This is a genomic window from Westiellopsis prolifica IICB1, from assembly GCF_004323185.1.
Lineage (GTDB): Bacteria > Cyanobacteriota > Cyanobacteriia > Cyanobacteriales > Nostocaceae > Pelatocladus > Pelatocladus prolificus_A.
On record NZ_NAPS01000002.1, the window covers coordinates 1,591,963 to 1,607,912 of the forward strand.

Here is a 15,950-nt window from a genome sequence, read left to right on the forward strand (position 1 = left end):
AAATTAACCCAGTCAGCTTTTAGATTAGAACGTTTTGGGATTTATCAGGGGATTTATTAAGAAGTATGTAGAAACTGTAGCGTTGATGTCTCGGTTCTTGAATGGCGATGCTTTAGGTTTCTGAGAAAAAATCTAAGTTTTGTATAGATTTGATTACAAAAACACCACATAAACATTTTGCCTGAGAGGCACACAGGAGGTTTATAAGGAAAATGCCGCAGCAATAGGCAGAAAAAGGGTGACGGTAGTTCCTTGTCTTAGCTTACTTTCAATCTGTAGGCTACCTCCTTGCATCTGACAAACTTGGTGGGCGATCGCCAACCCCAAACCTAATCCACCCCTTGGCCGAGCATTATCCCCCCGGTAAAAGCGCTCTGTAACTTGGCCCAACATGTTAGGTGTCATACCCTGCCCAAAGTCCTGCACTTGCAAGGGAAGGTAGTTATGTTCGTTTTTTTGCACAGGCGGGAGGATAGAAACATCGATGAAATTAGTATTGGGGGAGTACTTGATGGCGTTGTCAAGCAAATTAAGAATGACTTGTCCGGTCAGTTCCGGATCAACCCAGATTGTGATTATAGGGGTAGCGACAGATAACTTTAGCTCTATACCTGCTTGCATCGCAGAGGGCTGCATCCGGAAAATACATTCTTGAGCGATCGCCACTGCGGAAACTGCTTGGGGCTGAATTTGGAGTTGACCTGCATGGATTGGATTTGCTTGTTCTGGGACTAACGCCTAATCAGGAGTATGGATTGTATCTCGTAGGTAATGAGCCGCCAGAAATGATTACTGCTTTACGCACCGATGCTAAGGGAAACGGAATGGGACAAGCCACTGGAACACTAAAGGAACGACTTTTGTCTTCAATTTCCTCAAAAGCAAAGTTATCCCAGTTGGTAGTTGCACCCAGAAATGCTCAAAATCCTGTTAAGGAAGCAGTCTTGGTTGTACTTGAGCCTTGCTGTTAATATAGGCATTTTCAGTAAACAAAGGTACACAATCGCTCACATTTAAAGCGGCGGCAATTTCTACATCTGATTCAAACCCACGAGCAATTAACTCTTTTCCAGAACTAGATTTTTTGAAATACGCCAACAAATTTTTGTTAACAGCATGAAAAGCAGACACAGCAATTTCTGCTTCTGGTGAAAAACTACCATGTAAATAGCTAAGAATTGCCCCAGCACCAATCAAATCTTCACATGCAGGTCGTAAAGTCCCATCTTCCCATCTTTCGCCTGCGGGAATAACTGCGATTTTGGAACCATATTTTTGAGCAAATTCCGCCACAGCTTGGTAATTTCGCAAGCAACCAGCTAAAGTTGGTGTTTTCCCAGTTTGCAAAGTCAGGGAAGAACCATTGGGTGATGGTAAAACCAGTTTAGTTTTTGCTGGGATTTTAGTTAGTGATGTGGGTGAGAGAGAATAGCTGTTTTTGGAAGTGCGATCGCCTGCCAATTCTGCCTCTAAAGACTTAGCATAATCAAGGGCTGATTTATTTTTCCATTGGTAGGGAAAAATTATCGCACCGTTGCTAGTGGCAATTTCCACAGAGGTCGAAAAAGACAAAACATCAACTACCACAATCACATCGCTAATGGGAGCAAGTTGAGTGATACCACGATCTCCCCATTCGCAGCGCAGGTCAAATTCCGATTGGTTAAAGATCATACTTTTTGCCATAAACTCAAAAATACTGCCATGAAAGCTTGTTATGTCCGACTCCCAAACTGTTAGTACTGCTGTTGCTAAACTCTACGATACCTATCCTTTTCCGCCAGAACCATTGCTGGATGAACCACCCCCCGGCTACAATTGGCGCTGGAATTGGTTAGCAGCCTACAATTTTTGTACTGGGCAAAAACCCCAAAAACAAGACATCCGGATTTTAGATGCTGGTTGTGGGACAGGAGTAGGAACAGAGTATTTAGTTCACCTTAATCCTCATGCTTCTGTAGTCGGAATTGACCTGAGTGCAGGTGCATTGGAGGTTGCTAAGGAACGCTGTCAACGTTCCGGTGCAAACCGCGTCGAATTTCATCACCTTAGCCTTTACGACGTGGCACAACTTCCGGGTGAGTTTGATTTAATTAATTGTGTAGGGGTACTGCATCACTTAGGCGACCCAATTCGCGGTATTCAAGCCTTGTCCAAGAAATTAGCCCCAGGTGGCTTAATGCACATTTTTGTTTATGGAGAGTTGGGACGCTGGGAAATTCAACTCATGCAAAAAGCGATCGCTCTGATCCAAGGTGAGCAACGCGGTGATTATCGCGATGGGGTCCAAGTTGGGCGACAAATATTTGCATCGCTATCAGAAAAAAACAGAATTGTCAAGAAAGAAAAAGAGCGTTGGTCTTTAGAAAATCAGCGAGATGAATGCTTTGCTGACATGTATGTCCATCCCCAAGAAATTGATTACAATATAGACACGCTGTTTGAACTCATCGACGCTTCCGGATTAGAGTTTATCGGCTTCTCAAATCCTGGTTTCTGGCAATTAGACCGACTTTTGGCTAAAGCGCCGGAATTGATGGTAAGGGCAGGTGAGTTAAGCGATCGCCAGCGTTACCGTCTAATAGAATTATTAGACCCAGAAGTCGCCCACTACGAATTTTTTCTTGGTCGTCTACCCATCACCAAAGCCGACTGGTCAAGCGATGAAGCTTTAATGACAGCGATAGCTGAACGTAATCCCTGTATAGATGGTTTTCCGAGCCAGTGTGTATTCAATTACGATTACCAGATAATACATTTGTCGGCAGCCGAATTAGAATTTCTGCAAGCCTGCGAGGGGAAGAAAACAGTAGCAGAAATTTTGCGGGAGAATGTACAGCTAGAGTTAAAGCAAGTGCGATCGCTCCTAAATCAGCAATTGATGATGTTAACACCAAGCTGAAAAATCAAGGATCGGGGAAAAGGGATCGGGGATCGGGGATCGGGGATCAGGAAATATGTGGGAATTATGGACAGCTAATTTCCTTATTCCCCAATCCCTATTCCCCGATCTCTTTTCCCCAATCCCCGATCCCCGATCCCTTTTCCCCGATCCCCAATGACTAAGTTAATTGTTTTTTTCTAAAGTATTGTTACCTCAGCGTGATATGATTTAGCTGGCTGAATGTGCAGTCAACATAATTAGCTGTACTGGTTTCAAGTCCCGTGAGCTTGTCTGATCAATCAACTGATCCCACACCGACAACACAACAAGATTCAAGCCCTGGTTTTGAGGACACAGAACCAGTAGACTCTATGAAAGAGTTTTATCAACTCTACCAGGAGTTTTTGCTAATCACGCTTGTCTTGACGGGGATTGTTTTTATCTCTGTGTGGATTTTTTATTCCCTAAATATTGCCCTTAATTATCTTCTTGGGGCATTTACGGGTATGCTTTACATGAGGATGTTGGCAAAAGATGTTGAGCGCTTAGGCCCACAAAAACGGCAACTGAATAAAAATCGGTTCGCCCTGTTAGTAGTAATAATTCTGCTGGCATCTCGGTGGAATGAACTGCAAATTTTGCCCATATTTTTGGGATTTTTGACATATAAAGCCACGCTCATTTTCTATGTAGTTAGAGAAGCTTTTATCTCTGGCTTGCCAAATATTCCAAAACCTTAACAAGGCTTAATGTGAGTTTGCCTTCAAGTAAATCCACACCAGGCTTCTAGTTCTTTTTCTCCAGCTTAAGATTGGAGAATTAGTTGATTTGGGAAGAAAATGCTCCATCTCCTGAACTTCTTCAATTCTGTTACTCTTGCCGAATTAGAAGTAGGAAATCATTTCTACTGGCAATTGGGTAATCTCAAAGTACATGGACAAGTTTTTCTTACCTCTTGGTTCGTGATTGCTATTTTAGTAGTGGCTTCAATAGCCGCTACTCGCAATGCCCAAAGAATTCCCAGTGGCATACAGAATTTTATGGAATATGCCCTGGAATTTATTCGGGATTTGACGAAAAACCAACTAGGTGAGAAAGAATATCGTCCTTGGGTGCCTTTTATCGGCACACTGTTCCTGTTTATCTTTGTATCCAATTGGTCGGGCGCTTTAATTCCTTGGAAGCTCATCAAACTCCCATCTGGCGAATTAGCAGCTCCGACGAATGACATCAATACGACAGTAGCACTGGCGTTATTGACTTCTTTAGCTTACTTTTACGCAGGTTTTAGCAAACGCGGTTTGGGTTACTTTAAGAAGTATATCGAGCCAACGCCGGTTCTATTACCAATCGCGATTCTAGAAGATTTCACCAAACCTCTTTCCCTAAGCTTCCGTCTTTTTGGCAACATTTTGGCGGATGAATTAGTGGTGGCGGTACTAGTTCTATTAGTCCCTCTATTTGTTCCTCTTCCTGTAATGGCTCTTGGCTTGTTTACTAGCGCCATTCAAGCCCTGGTTTTTGCTACCCTTGCAGGGGCTTATATTCACGAGGCCATGGAGGGACATGGTGATGAAGGACATGAGGAACATTAGAGTCCTCAGTTGATGTAGTTTTAGATTTTGTCACTGGATATTTGATTCAGTAACAAATCTAAAAAGCAAAATCGCAAACCGTTAGTTTTGTACTCAAGGTAAGGAAAATCAACATGGATCCATTGGTTTCTGCTGCTTCAGTTCTCGCTGCTGCTTTAGCAATTGGTTTAGCTGCAATTGGCCCTGGTATTGGTCAAGGTAACGCCGCAGGTCAAGCAGTAGAAGGTATCGCCCGTCAGCCAGAGGCAGAAGGAAAAATTCGCGGTACATTGCTGTTAACTTTGGCGTTCATGGAATCACTGACAATCTATGGTTTGGTGATTGCACTAGTATTGCTGTTTGCTAACCCATTCTCTTAGAATCTCCAAAACTTTTTCTTTTGAGAGACGTGATGACTCATAGCAATTTTGGATTTTAGATTTGAGATTTTGGATTAAAAGCTTTTCCAAGAAGGCTGTTTAATTCGTTTCAAAATAATCCTAATTATCCTCATTTGGTATCACGTCTCTGAGACAGGATTTAACCTTCATTAAAGGTAAATCAAAATTGCTAGCCACAAAAACTGCTGTTACAGCCAAAGAGGAGAGAAATGTTTGATTTCGATGCTACCTTGCCCTTAATGGCATTGCAGTTCCTGCTGTTGGCAGCTGTTTTAAATGTGATTTTCTACAAGCCATTGACCAAGGTACTAGACGATCGCGATAATTACATCCGAACGAATAACCTTGAAGCTCGCGAACGCTTGGCTAAAGCCGAGCGATTGACCAAGGAATATGAGCAACAGCTAGCAGAAGCACGTAGGCAATCTCAAAATGTCATTGCCCAAGCTCAGACTGAAGCTCAAAAAATTACTGCCGAGAAAATCGCTGAAGCCCAAAAAGAAGCTCAGGCGCAACGAGAACAAGTGGCTCAAGAAATAGAACAGCAAAAGCAGGAAGCTTTACGTTCCTTGGAGCAACAGGTAGATGCCTTCAGCAGGCAGATTCTGGAAAAACTCTTGGGACCTTCTTTAGTCAAATAGTCAAAAATAGTGACTGTTGATAGCTCACAACATCGGTTCCAAAAAGTATTTGCGCTGCGGGGCATTCGTCCGGTGAGCGCTGAATTAAGTGTCACGTATTGACACTTTTTTCCTTTAGGGAAAGTTCTAACTTACGATTCGCAAGGGAGCAGCGCAGTTGTAGATGGGTATTGTAGGAACAGTCTTATTATTAGCCACAGAGGCGGCAGCAGAAGCAGAATCGCCAGGCGGTTTTGGTCTAGACTTCAACATTCTTGAAACCAATATAATTAACCTGGCAATTCTAGTTGGTGTTTTATTTTACTTTGGGCGTAAAGTTATCAGTAACACCCTCAGCGAGCGACGCTCAAATATTGAAACTGCAATTCGGGAAGCTGAAGAGCGTGCTAAAGAAGCAGCAGCCCAACTTTCCGACGTGCAACAAAATTTGACCCAGGCACAAGCAGAAGCGCAACAAATCCGCAAAGCTGCCGAAGAAAATGCTCGTTCAGCTCGTGAAGCAATTTTGGCACGGGCGGCAGAGGAAGTGGAACGAATGAAAGAAACTGCTGCCCGCGATTTAGACACAGAAAGAGAGCGAGCCTTTGCCGAACTGCGGCAACGGGTAGTAGCCATGGCATTGCAAAAAGCCGAATCGGAACTCCGCAGTGGAATTGGCGACGATGCTCAACAAGCATTGATTGATCGTAGTATCGCGCTACTGGGAGGCTAGAAATGACAAGCAATGCAGGATTATCAGAAGTAGCCCTGCCTTATGCAGAGGCTTTAATGTCGGTAGCGCAATCAAATAATTTGACAGAAGAGTTCGGCGAAGACATTCGTGCTTTGCTGAACTTGTTGTCTAACAGTGAGGAACTACAACAGTTTCTCAATAACCCATTTATCCAGACAGAGGATAGAAAAGCAGTTCTCAACCGGATTTTGGGTGAAGGTGCTAACACTTACTTCCGTAATTTTTTAATGCTGTTGGTAGATAGACGACGCATTATGTTATTGGAAGATGTTTGCCGACAATATTTAGCACTGTTGCGGCAACTCAAACAAACAGTGTTAGCAGAAGTAGTTTCTGCTGTTCCTCTGAGCGAAGACCAGTCCGCAGCAGTCAGACAAAAGGTTATCGCCATGACCAATGCTCGCGAAGTAGAGCTGGAAACCAGAATCGACCCTGACATTATTGGTGGTGTCATTATTAAAGTAGGTTCTCAGGTAATTGACGCTAGTTTGCGGGGTCAACTGCGTCGCCTGTCTTTGCGCTTAACGAGCGCCTAAACTAATTTTGGATTACCCTGCGGGAAGCCGCAGAAGCGTCTATGGATTTTGGATTTTGGATTGGTGATTTTTAGTAGTTATTTGTTGGTTAAAGAAAACGATCATTAACTACTAACTCTAAAACCTAAAATTCTTCTTCACTCCTGTTGTCTCACCAAAAAGCAAGATAGACAAATGGCAATTAGCATCAGACCTGACGAAATTAGCAGCATTATTCAGCAACAAATCGAGCAATACGACCAACAAGTCAAAGTTGCTAACGTTGGTACAGTTCTTAGTATCGGTGATGGTATTTCCCGTGTTTATGGTCTAGAAAAGGCCATGGCTGGGGAATTGTTAGAATTTGAAGATGGTACAGTCGGCATCGCCCTCAACTTAGAAGAAGACAATGTTGGTGCGGTGTTGATGGGTGAAGGTCACTCAATTCAAGAAGGTAGCACCGTCACCGCTACCGGTAAAATCGCTCAGATTCCTGTAGGGGAAGACTTGGTTGGACGCGTAGTTGATGCTTTGGGTCGGGCAATTGATGGTAAAGGTGAAATCAAGACATCAGAAAGCCGTTTACTTGAATCTCCTGCACCTGGTATTGTTGCTCGTCGCTCAGTACACGAACCGATGCAAACTGGAATCACCGCTATCGACGCGATGATTCCCATCGGTCGCGGTCAACGGGAATTGATTATTGGCGACCGTCAGACTGGAAAAACAGCGATCGCAATTGACACGATCATCAACCAAAAAGAAGAAGATGTAATTTGTGTTTACGTAGCGATCGGTCAAAAAGCTTCTACTGTTGCCAACGTTGTCCAGACTCTGCAAGAGAAAGGCGCACTAGATTACACCGTCGTTGTTGCTGCTAATGCCAGTGAACCCGCATCTCTACAATACCTGGCTCCTTATACTGGGGCGTCAATTGCTGAGTACTTCATGTACAAGGGCAAAGCTACCCTAGTAATTTACGATGACCTCTCCAAACAAGCCGCAGCTTATCGGCAAATGTCCTTGCTGTTGCGTCGTCCACCCGGACGGGAAGCTTATCCTGGAGACGTATTTTACCTCCACTCCCGCTTGTTGGAACGAGCAGCAAAACTAAGTGACGAATTGGGTAAAGGTAGCATGACCGCCCTCCCAATCATCGAAACTCAAGCCGGTGACGTATCTGCTTACATTCCCACCAATGTGATTTCGATCACTGACGGTCAGATCTTCTTATCTTCTGACTTGTTCAACGCTGGTATTCGTCCGGCTATTAACCCTGGTATTTCCGTATCCCGTGTGGGTTCTGCGGCTCAAACCAAGGCAATGAAGAAAGTTGCTGGTAAGTTGAAGCTAGAATTGGCTCAATTTGACGAATTACAAGCTTTCTCTCAATTTGCTTCTGACCTTGATAAAACCACTCAAGACCAGTTGGCACGAGGTCAGCGTTTACGGGAACTCCTCAAACAGCCCCAAAACTCGCCCTTATCAGTGTACGAGCAAGTAGCCATTCTCTATGCTGGTCTAAATGGTTATTTAGACGACATTCCTACCGATAAAGTTACTACCTTCGCTAAGGGTCTGCGGGAATACCTCAAGACCAGCAAACCTCAGTACGTCCAAGGTGTACAAACACAAAAAGCACTAGGTGACAACGAAGAAGCAGCTTTAAAAGAAGCGATCAACGAATACAAGAAGACCTTCTTGGCAACAGCATAAGTAGTCAAGAGTCAAGAGTCCAGGGTCAAGAGTCAAGACTCTTAACTCTGGACTCTGGACTTTTGACCATTGAGTAATGACTAAGGACAAAGATTATGGCTAATCTCAAAGCAATACGCGATCGCATTCAATCGGTAAAAAATACCAAAAAAATTACAGAAGCCATGCGGCTGGTGGCTGCTGCAAGGGTACGTCGCGCCCAAGAGCAGGTATTAGCCACCCGCCCCTTCGCTGATCGTCTAGCCCAGGTACTCTACGGTTTACAAGCTCGTTTGCAGTTTGAAGACGCTAACTCGCCTTTGTTGAGAAAACGGGAAGTTAAATCAGTAGGACTATTGGTTGTCTCAGGCGATCGCGGTCTTTGTGGCGGTTACAACACCAATGTCATCAAGCGCGCGGAAAATCGGATCAAGGAACTCAAAGCAGAAGGTATCAATTATAAATTAGTACTGGTAGGACGAAAAGCTACACAGTACTTCCAACGTCGTGATCAACCAATTGATGCAACCTACACTGGTTTAGAACAAATCCCGACCGCAGGAGAAGCTTCTAATATTGCCAATGAGTTGCTTTCCCTATTTTTATCAGAAAGCGTAGATCGTGTCGAATTGATTTACACTCGCTTTGTGTCTCTGGTTAGTTCTCGACCTGTAGTGCAAACTTTGCTTCCCCTTGATACCCAAGGTTTAGAAACCGCTGATGACGAAATCTTTCGTTTGACTACTCGTGGTGGTCGATTTGAAGTTGAACGACAAAAAGTAACTACCCAAACTCGCGCTTTACCTCGCGACATGATCTTCGAGCAAGATCCAGCACAAATTTTGGATTCTTTGCTGTCTCTGTATCTTACCAACCAACTGTTACGGGCATTACAAGAATCCTCAGCTAGCGAACTAGCCGCCCGTATGACAGCGATGAGCAATGCTAGCGATAATGCTGGTGAATTGATTAACACTCTGACTCTGTCTTACAACAAAGCACGGCAAGCCGCAATTACTCAAGAAATTCTTGAGGTTGTAGGTGGCGCTCAAGCACTGACCTAAAAAAAGATTTTAGATTTTAGATTTTAGATTTGAGATTGGAATTAGCACAGAATTTTCAATCCAAAATCAAAAATCCGAAATCTAAAATTTTGAGTCGCAAATTGAAAAACTTCCCATTATAATAAGAGTATAGAATACTCATGGGTCCGTACCGGTTTTGACAGGCTGGCGAAAGCTTCTCTGTGATTCAGGTCGAGAGTGAGTCGTCTCTCGCAAATCCAAGGCTCAAAAAAAAGTAAATGCGAACAACATCGTAAAATTTGCTCGTAAGGAAGCTCTTGTAGCTGCCTAATAGCCTCTTATAGGTCCGAGCGCTTCTAGTCTGACTCCGTTAAGGGCTAGAGGCAAACCCCAACGGATGCGCTAACAAGTTCCCTCTGGTGGACTAATTAGCAAAGACTTTACCAGAGCATCCTATTGTTCGGGATAAAGAACTTTCCCCGCCTTAGAGGGTGAAAAAGGCTAAACCTGTGAATGAGTGGAGGGTCAATACCCAGTTTGGACAGCAGTTCGACTCTGCTCGGATCCACTAAATAAAAAGCAAATCCACCTAATTATCTTAGGTGGATTTTGTTTATTCGGTAGTTTGAATGAGTGGTAGGATTGGATGCAATACGGTTCGGATAAGACAAACCGATTGTATTTAAATCCACCAGAGACGCGATAAATCGCGTCTCTACAAGCCCAAAATTATGACGAAAAATTCTTAACCGAACCGTATTGGGATTGGATGTTTTTTATTTGGAATTTAGTGACGTACTCCTACACTGACTGCAAGCAGTACAGTGTAGGTTTCTCAGCGACTCCCGGTATTCCGTCGGACATTACCTGAGCTTTGTTTTGAGTCCACGAGACGCCCCTCCGCAGACTTTGAACAAGTACAAAGTTAGTGAAACATTTTTCAGTAAGGAAAAATGTAGACATGCGTTATGTTGATAGTTGCTTTAATTACGGCACTTCAACTCAATAACCACCCTTTTTCGATCCGAAAAAGAACTATTCTTGATATGGCTTTAAAACCCACGTATCGTTTCAATTTCCACGTTTTGCTCAATTTCTAGCTTAACTTGAGCTTGGACAAATGAAGTGTAAATAGGGATATTAGCTTCTAATGCTTCAAAACTAACAACTAAAGAGTATGGAACTGTAGCATTTGGGTCGTTGTTCCAACCTTCATGTCCAACTACTGCAATGCAAAAAGCTTCTGTGAGTTCAAATGATTTCACAACAGTCCAATCTTTTTGAATAGTTCCTGCACTTCTGGATACTCCCTTGATTATCCCGTCTTTAGTTCTTTTGCTAAGAGTCCATCTAAAACCTTTCTCTCCCTTATCTGAATCTTCGGGAGCATCATACTCTTTCAAAATCTTTTCAAGGAAACGCTCTGGATCTTGTCCTTTTTTACTGCAATCCCAATCAAGCCAAGTAGAAAGATATTTTCTGCGATTTCTGCGGGTTCGACGTGGTTGTGCTTTATAGGACAGGGTAATTTCCACCAGAATATCTAATTCTTGTCCCTGTGAACGCAATTCTTCTGGCAATTTTACTTGGTAAACATGAGCTTGTCTAGCTTTAATCTGACGCTCCCCTTTTGTAATTAAAGTAATACGATTGGGAGAATTATTTAAAGCTCGTTCAAGATTGGGGATACCATAACCTATTTGGCGAATAATCTCAAATTTTTTACTGTTATCCTCTATCATTGCCCATTCTGGCCATCTGGCTGATTGTACTATCAGCGCACGGTACAAAAGGCAACTATCATCGGGTAACTCAGCAGCAATCCGCGCAGCAATATGGCTAACTTTTGGTGCTGCAAATGATGTTCCAACTTTGTCAGAAGCAAGTGCTGGCCCACCACTCAAAGTTGATCGCACTAGTTCAGGACAAACATTTTTAGGGAAGGTAATGTTAGGTGGCACACCCTCATCTTTTACGAGATCACCACCATATTCAACTACTTCCGGTTTTATAGTCTCCCAAATTCCTAATCCAGAGCATGAAAATGCTGAAGGTTTATCTTTTTGTGAGATCGAAGAATAAGGCGGTGCATAATAAGAAGCTGGAGAAATCGAGCCAACAGTTAATGCTTGAAAACTTTGTGCAGGATTAGCTATTCTACATGAATTTTCTAACAGATAATCTGGGCATGATCGATTTTTTGAAAGATGATTGCTGACAGATAATCTTGTAGAGCCGATGTTGCCATTTAAGGGTAAATTACCAGCTGCCACAATAAAAAGAATATCTTTTTCCCATGTCAAATTATCAATAGCTGCTGCCCAAGCACTCATATATTGCATTCGGCAGGGAACAACCCCAGTGATAGAGTGGTTGAAAATCTTTGTCCCTTTTGAAGCAGGATGATAAAACTCGACAACATCACCCATTAGAGTAGGTGGAAATAGCTGTTTAGGCAGTTTGCAATTAGCATCAAGAACCCTCGCATTTTGAATCCAGCAAACAGCTTTGTCATTGCCAGTGCGAGGTATAGTCCTTGGGTAAAGCACTGCACCAGCCACTCTAGTTCCGTGTCCACCGTTGTTAACATAATCGGCAGTTTTATCAGTTTCTCCTGGAACCCAAGACCTTGAATTTGGTGAGTCAATTGCTGCTTTCAGAAGAGAATGTCTTTCTTGAATTCCACTCTTCTAACTCGGCGATGACCTCGATACCATATTTTCTCAAATTCTCTGCATCGAACGCTGTGGGATCAACCTGTAAGATGATAGGTATTGCTGTTTCAGGCAATGGTGGTTTTTGCTCTTCCTCTCGTTTTTGTTGAGTATCTTGCCAACTAGAGATTAAATAATCTAGGGAAATCTTTAGTTTATTTCCATGTCCTTGTCGATTACCAGCATTTGCAACTGTTATTGGATTCTTTTTTCCTCCTCCTGTTGGAGGTACAGCAATTCCTTCTTTTGCAAGCCTAAGCTGGATATGCGGTAACCGCTCAGAACGCTCAACCATTTAGTTCTCCAGACGCCAAAAATTAATTCCAGGAAACTTTGATTTCTTTAATAGCCTCTTCTAAGTGTTCCTGAATGACTAGCTCCTCCCGCTCTAAAATAGCTCGTTTAGCAGCATCTTGTGCAACTCTTACAGCTTGAGCAGCAGAAAAATTACTCATTTGCTCAATGATTCCCGACCAATTTATAGAGCCTACTTCAATTGCAGATAGTGTATCTTTTAGTATAAATTCTAGCTCTTGTTTTCTTGGCTTGGGTACTTCAATCAAGTCATCAAATCTTCGCCAAAGGGCATTATCAAGAAATTTGTTAAGGTTTGTAGCTGCAATCAAAAGACCGGAGGAAGGTTCATACTCATCCAAAATTTGAAGAAATGTATTTACTACTCGCTTGATTTCTCCTACTTCTTGATAGTCTTCTCGTGATTTAGCAATAGAGTCACATTCATCCAGAAACAACAAACATGGATTTTTTGACGCTTCTTCAAATACAAGTCTTAAATTGCTTGCAGTTTCGCCCAAAAAAGACGAGACCATTGCATCAAATCGAACTTTTACGAGTGGTAAACCTGTATTCCAAGCTAAACGCTCTGCTCCCAATGTCTTTCCACAGCCAGGGAAACCATATAGTAAAATTTTTTGCCTATAACGCAATCCATAATGAGCAAGTCTATCTCTTGCCGCATACTCACACTCAATGCGACGGAAACGTTTTTCAATATTCTGAGGCAATACCATATGATGGCGCAGTTTTTCCCTCGGTATGATAGTGACTAAGGGAATATTGAATCGCTTACTCGTTGGTAGTTCACTTAAAGCCTGTAAATCCTCTGATACTGAGGAAGTTGGCTTGCTGCGGTCTGTAGGCTTTTCTTTCTGGCTCTTTTTAGTAATATTTTCTAATTGGTCAGCTAGGAGCGTGTGTCCTTTGCTCCGCTCTTCCTCAATTACTAGGTGCGTGAGCTTATCAATCGCCTGTTGGTCTGAACTAGCGATCGCCTTGAATAGTCTCTTGAGAAGCTCTGCTTTCATATCGCCTCTCAGTGTAAATAGTAACTTTTCACTGCAAATATAGTATTATTGTACTAAAAAGTGGAAGTACAAACTTAAAATAAATACTCAAAAATATTAGGCATATCAAAGTCATTGTAGACGAGTATTACAAATAAACAAAAAAAAGGGCAGGATTTCACCCACCCTTGCTAGAAATTATTCAAAAATTATCCTGTTGCAAATTAACCCAACAATTCTTTTGCCTTTGCGACTACATTATCAACGGTGTAGCCGAATTTCTCCATGATTGTACCACCAGGTGCAGAAACACCAAAGCGATCAACACTAATCATTGCGCCTTCGTCACCCACGTAACGACACCAACCGAAACTAGAAGCAGCTTCAACAGCTAAACGTTTTTTAACTGCTTTGGGTAACACTGATTCGCGGTAGTCTTGACTTTGAGCATCGAATAGTTCCCAAGAAGGCATGGAAACAACACGAACTTTCTTACCTTCAGCGCGGAGTTTAGTAGCAGCATCAACGCACAGAGGTACTTCGCTACCTGTACCGATGAGGATGATGTCGGGTGTTCCTTCGCTATCAGAAAGAATGTAAGCGCCTTTAGTAACACCTTCAATGCTGCTTCCTTCTAATTGAGGCAGGTTTTGCCGCGACAATGCTAGCAGGGTAGGGCGGTGTTGATTGGCATTTTCAATGGCAACTTTGTAAGCACCAGAGGTTTCGGTACCGTCGGCGGGACGAATCACTGTCAGGTTGGGAATCACCCGCAGAGAAGCAATGGTTTCTACTGGTTGGTGGGTAGGGCCATCTTCACCCAAACCGATGGAGTCGTGAGTCATAACGTAAATGACTCCGGCTTGGGACAATGCCGAAAGGCGAATTGCAGCCCGCATGTAGTCGGCAAAAACCAAGAAGGTAGCGCAGTAAGGAATTAACCCGGAACCGTGTAAAGCAATACCATTACAAATCGAACCCATACCATGTTCGCGTACACCGAAACGCAGGTTACGATTTTGGTACTGTCCTTTTTGGAAGTCACCTGCTCCCTTGAGTTCTGTGAGGTTGGAGTGGGTGAGGTCAGCAGAACCACCGATCATTTCTGGTAGCACAGGTGCTAGGGCATTGAGGGTCATTTCGGAAGTTTTGCGAGTGGCGATCGCTTTACTTCCTGGTTCGTAGGTGGGTAGTGCTTTTTCCCAGCCTTCGGGTAATTTGCCACTAATTTGCCGCTCTAACTCAGCCGCTTCTTGGGGGTATTTAGCTTTGTAATCAGCAAAAACTTTATTCCACTGGCTTTCGTACTCAGCACCCCGTTCTACAGCCTTGCGGAAGTGCTTGAGGGCATCTTCTGGGATGTCAAATGGTTCGTGTTCCCAACCCAAGTTATTGCGAGTAGCTGTCACTTCATCACCACCAAGAGCCGCACCATGAACACCTGCGGTGTTCGCCTTGTTCGGAGAACCGTAACCAATTGTGGTACGAACTTTAATCAAAGATGGCTTGTCGGTGACGGCTTTCGCAGCTGCGATCGCTTTGTCAATTGCTTCTAAGTTGGTGTCGCCATCGCTGACAACTTGTACATGCCAACCGTATGCTTCAAAACGCTTACCTACATCTTCTGTGAAGGAAATGTCGGTAGAACCGTCGATAGAGATGTGGTTGTCATCGTACAGAGCAATTAATTTACCCAAGCCCAAGTGTCCTGCTAAAGAACAGGCTTCACCAGATACACCTTCCATGTTGCAACCATCACCCAGGATCACATAGGTGTAGTGGTCAACAATTTTGGCATCGGGTTTATTGAACTTCGCAGCGATATGGGCTTCTGCCATCGCTAAACCGACCGCATTGGCAATTCCTTGTCCTAAAGGCCCAGTGGTTACTTCAACACCTGGTGTTTCAAAATTTTCTGGATGACCAGGAGTTTTTGAACCCCATTGACGGAATTGTTTGATATCCTCTAGCTGAACGCTGTCGTAACCAGTCAAGTGCAGTAGGGCATATTGCAACATACAGCCATGACCAGCAGACAAAACAAAGCGATCGCGGTTGAACCAATAAGGGTTTTTGGGGTTAAACCGCATAAATCGATCCCACAGCACAAATGCCATTGGTGCAGCGCCCATTGGCAGTCCTGGGTGACCAGACTTGGCTTTTTCTACGGCATCAATTGCCAAAAAGCGGATCGAGTTGATACAAAGTTCTTCAAGGGTTTGGGTTGCAACAGCCATAATTTAAGATTGTTTTTAACGACGGGTTAGCACTCTTGTAAGCTTCTTTCGCCTGCTGGGGATCAAAATTCCCCACGATAGTATCATCATCCCATTGGTGCTTGTTGACAAACAAGCCGTAGAATTGAGGATTTTTTATTTGGGATTTTAGGATTATTCTAGGAAGGATTAGCTTTAATATTCAGTTGTTAAAGGGACGGAATGATTTGAGCAGGGTGTAAGAGACA

General features: G+C 43.3%; 16 protein-coding genes and 1 other RNA gene. 11 read left to right on the top strand and 6 right to left on the bottom strand.

All coding sequences use genetic code 11. The features are described from left to right. Positions 1-201: 201 nt before the first annotated feature. The gene (locus B4U84_RS21180; RefSeq protein ID WP_242677676.1) at positions 202-666 is read right to left on the bottom strand and encodes a sensor histidine kinase; all 465 of its coding nucleotides are present in this window, start codon (positions 664-666) and stop codon (positions 202-204) included. A 44-nt stretch (positions 667-710) separates the two neighbouring features. Here B4U84_RS21180 and B4U84_RS21185 point away from each other — a divergent pair, with 44 nt between their 5' ends. Further along, positions 711-971 (top strand): hypothetical protein, encoded by a 261-nt coding sequence (locus B4U84_RS21185; protein WP_207390971.1) that lies wholly within the window; start codon positions 711-713, stop codon positions 969-971. Here B4U84_RS21185 and B4U84_RS21190 read toward each other — a convergent pair. Beyond that, on the bottom strand, positions 931-1,686 hold the full coding sequence (locus B4U84_RS21190) for a 2-phosphosulfolactate phosphatase (RefSeq protein WP_242677677.1): 756 nt from the start codon (positions 1,684-1,686) through the stop codon (positions 931-933). The two genes, B4U84_RS21185 and B4U84_RS21190, sit on opposite strands and share 41 nt — an antisense overlap. A gap of 31 nt (positions 1,687-1,717) precedes the next feature. Here B4U84_RS21190 and B4U84_RS21195 point away from each other — a divergent pair, with 31 nt between their 5' ends. The 10 genes from B4U84_RS21195 to ssrA all read left to right on the top strand — a co-directional run bounded on the left by B4U84_RS21195 (position 1,718) and on the right by ssrA (position 10,039). Further along, on the top strand, positions 1,718-2,902 hold the full coding sequence (locus B4U84_RS21195; protein ID WP_131120480.1) for a class I SAM-dependent methyltransferase: 1,185 nt from the start codon (positions 1,718-1,720) through the stop codon (positions 2,900-2,902). Positions 2,903-3,165: 263 nt separating this feature from the next. Continuing rightward, the gene (locus B4U84_RS21200; RefSeq protein ID WP_017311142.1) at positions 3,166-3,624 is read left to right on the top strand and encodes an ATP synthase subunit I; all 459 of its coding nucleotides are present in this window, start codon (positions 3,166-3,168) and stop codon (positions 3,622-3,624) included. Positions 3,625-3,723: 99 nt separating this feature from the next. Beyond that, positions 3,724-4,479, top strand: coding sequence for a F0F1 ATP synthase subunit A (gene atpB / locus B4U84_RS21205; RefSeq protein ID WP_016863342.1), 756 nt, complete (start codon positions 3,724-3,726; stop codon positions 4,477-4,479). A 113-nt stretch (positions 4,480-4,592) separates the two neighbouring features. Continuing rightward, entirely contained in the window at positions 4,593-4,838 is a 246-nt protein-coding gene (atpE, locus tag B4U84_RS21210) for an ATP synthase F0 subunit C (RefSeq protein ID WP_008233924.1), read from the top strand. Between the two features lie 230 nt (positions 4,839-5,068). Continuing rightward, on the top strand, positions 5,069-5,500 hold the full coding sequence (locus tag B4U84_RS21215) for a F0F1 ATP synthase subunit B' (protein ID WP_017311143.1): 432 nt from the start codon (positions 5,069-5,071) through the stop codon (positions 5,498-5,500). Positions 5,501-5,663: 163 nt separating this feature from the next. Then, positions 5,664-6,212 carry a F0F1 ATP synthase subunit B gene (locus B4U84_RS21220; RefSeq protein ID WP_017311144.1) on the top strand — a complete coding sequence of 183 codons (549 nt, stop codon included), beginning with the start codon at positions 5,664-5,666 and terminating at the stop codon, positions 6,210-6,212. Positions 6,213-6,214: 2 nt separating this feature from the next. Continuing rightward, positions 6,215-6,769 carry an ATP synthase F1 subunit delta gene (gene atpH / locus B4U84_RS21225; protein WP_131120481.1) on the top strand — a complete coding sequence of 185 codons (555 nt, stop codon included), beginning with the start codon at positions 6,215-6,217 and terminating at the stop codon, positions 6,767-6,769. 174 nt (positions 6,770-6,943) lie between these two features. Further along, positions 6,944-8,464, top strand: coding sequence for a F0F1 ATP synthase subunit alpha (gene atpA / locus B4U84_RS21230; RefSeq protein WP_131120482.1), 1,521 nt, complete (start codon positions 6,944-6,946; stop codon positions 8,462-8,464). 95 nt (positions 8,465-8,559) lie between these two features. Continuing rightward, a complete protein-coding gene (locus tag B4U84_RS21235; protein ID WP_131120483.1) occupies positions 8,560-9,507 on the top strand; it encodes a F0F1 ATP synthase subunit gamma in 948 nt (315 codons plus the stop codon). A 142-nt stretch (positions 9,508-9,649) separates the two neighbouring features. Continuing rightward, positions 9,650-10,039, top strand: a transfer-messenger RNA (tmRNA) gene (ssrA, locus tag B4U84_RS21240). 481 nt (positions 10,040-10,520) lie between these two features. Here the strand turns inward: ssrA and B4U84_RS21245 are convergent. The 4 genes from B4U84_RS21245 to tkt all read right to left on the bottom strand — a co-directional run bounded on the left by B4U84_RS21245 (position 10,521) and on the right by tkt (position 15,723). Beyond that, entirely contained in the window at positions 10,521-12,149 is a 1,629-nt protein-coding gene (locus B4U84_RS21245; protein WP_207391001.1) for a S8 family peptidase, read from the bottom strand. Continuing rightward, positions 12,112-12,477, bottom strand: coding sequence for a hypothetical protein (locus B4U84_RS31245; protein WP_207390972.1), 366 nt, complete (start codon positions 12,475-12,477; stop codon positions 12,112-12,114). The genes B4U84_RS21245 and B4U84_RS31245 overlap by 38 nt, the downstream gene beginning before the upstream one ends. A 22-nt stretch (positions 12,478-12,499) precedes the next feature. Further along, a complete protein-coding gene (locus B4U84_RS21250; protein WP_131120484.1) occupies positions 12,500-13,507 on the bottom strand; it encodes an ATP-binding protein in 1,008 nt (335 codons plus the stop codon). A 203-nt stretch (positions 13,508-13,710) separates the two neighbouring features. Beyond that, positions 13,711-15,723: a transketolase gene (tkt, locus tag B4U84_RS21255; protein ID WP_131120485.1), complete on the bottom strand. Its 2,013-nt coding sequence runs from the start codon at positions 15,721-15,723 to the stop codon at positions 13,711-13,713. Positions 15,724-15,950: the final 227 nt, after the last annotated feature.

Coding starts and splice junctions, on each gene's coding strand:
- B4U84_RS21220 (WP_017311144.1), top strand. CDS start 5,664: ATGGGTATTGTAGGAACAGTCTTATTATTAGCCACAGAGGCGGCAGCA.
- B4U84_RS21190 (WP_242677677.1), bottom strand. CDS start 1,686: ATGGCAAAAAGTATGATCTTTAACCAATCGGAATTTGACCTGCGCTGC.
- atpB (WP_016863342.1), top strand. CDS start 3,724: ATGCTCCATCTCCTGAACTTCTTCAATTCTGTTACTCTTGCCGAATTA.
- B4U84_RS21250 (WP_131120484.1), bottom strand. CDS start 13,507: ATGAAAGCAGAGCTTCTCAAGAGACTATTCAAGGCGATCGCTAGTTCA.
- B4U84_RS21195 (WP_131120480.1), top strand. CDS start 1,718: ATGTCCGACTCCCAAACTGTTAGTACTGCTGTTGCTAAACTCTACGAT.
- atpE (WP_008233924.1), top strand. CDS start 4,593: ATGGATCCATTGGTTTCTGCTGCTTCAGTTCTCGCTGCTGCTTTAGCA.
- B4U84_RS21215 (WP_017311143.1), top strand. CDS start 5,069: ATGTTTGATTTCGATGCTACCTTGCCCTTAATGGCATTGCAGTTCCTG.
- B4U84_RS21235 (WP_131120483.1), top strand. CDS start 8,560: ATGGCTAATCTCAAAGCAATACGCGATCGCATTCAATCGGTAAAAAAT.
- atpA (WP_131120482.1), top strand. CDS start 6,944: ATGGCAATTAGCATCAGACCTGACGAAATTAGCAGCATTATTCAGCAA.
- tkt (WP_131120485.1), bottom strand. CDS start 15,723: ATGGCTGTTGCAACCCAAACCCTTGAAGAACTTTGTATCAACTCGATC.
- atpH (WP_131120481.1), top strand. CDS start 6,215: ATGACAAGCAATGCAGGATTATCAGAAGTAGCCCTGCCTTATGCAGAG.
- B4U84_RS31245 (WP_207390972.1), bottom strand. CDS start 12,477: ATGGTTGAGCGTTCTGAGCGGTTACCGCATATCCAGCTTAGGCTTGCA.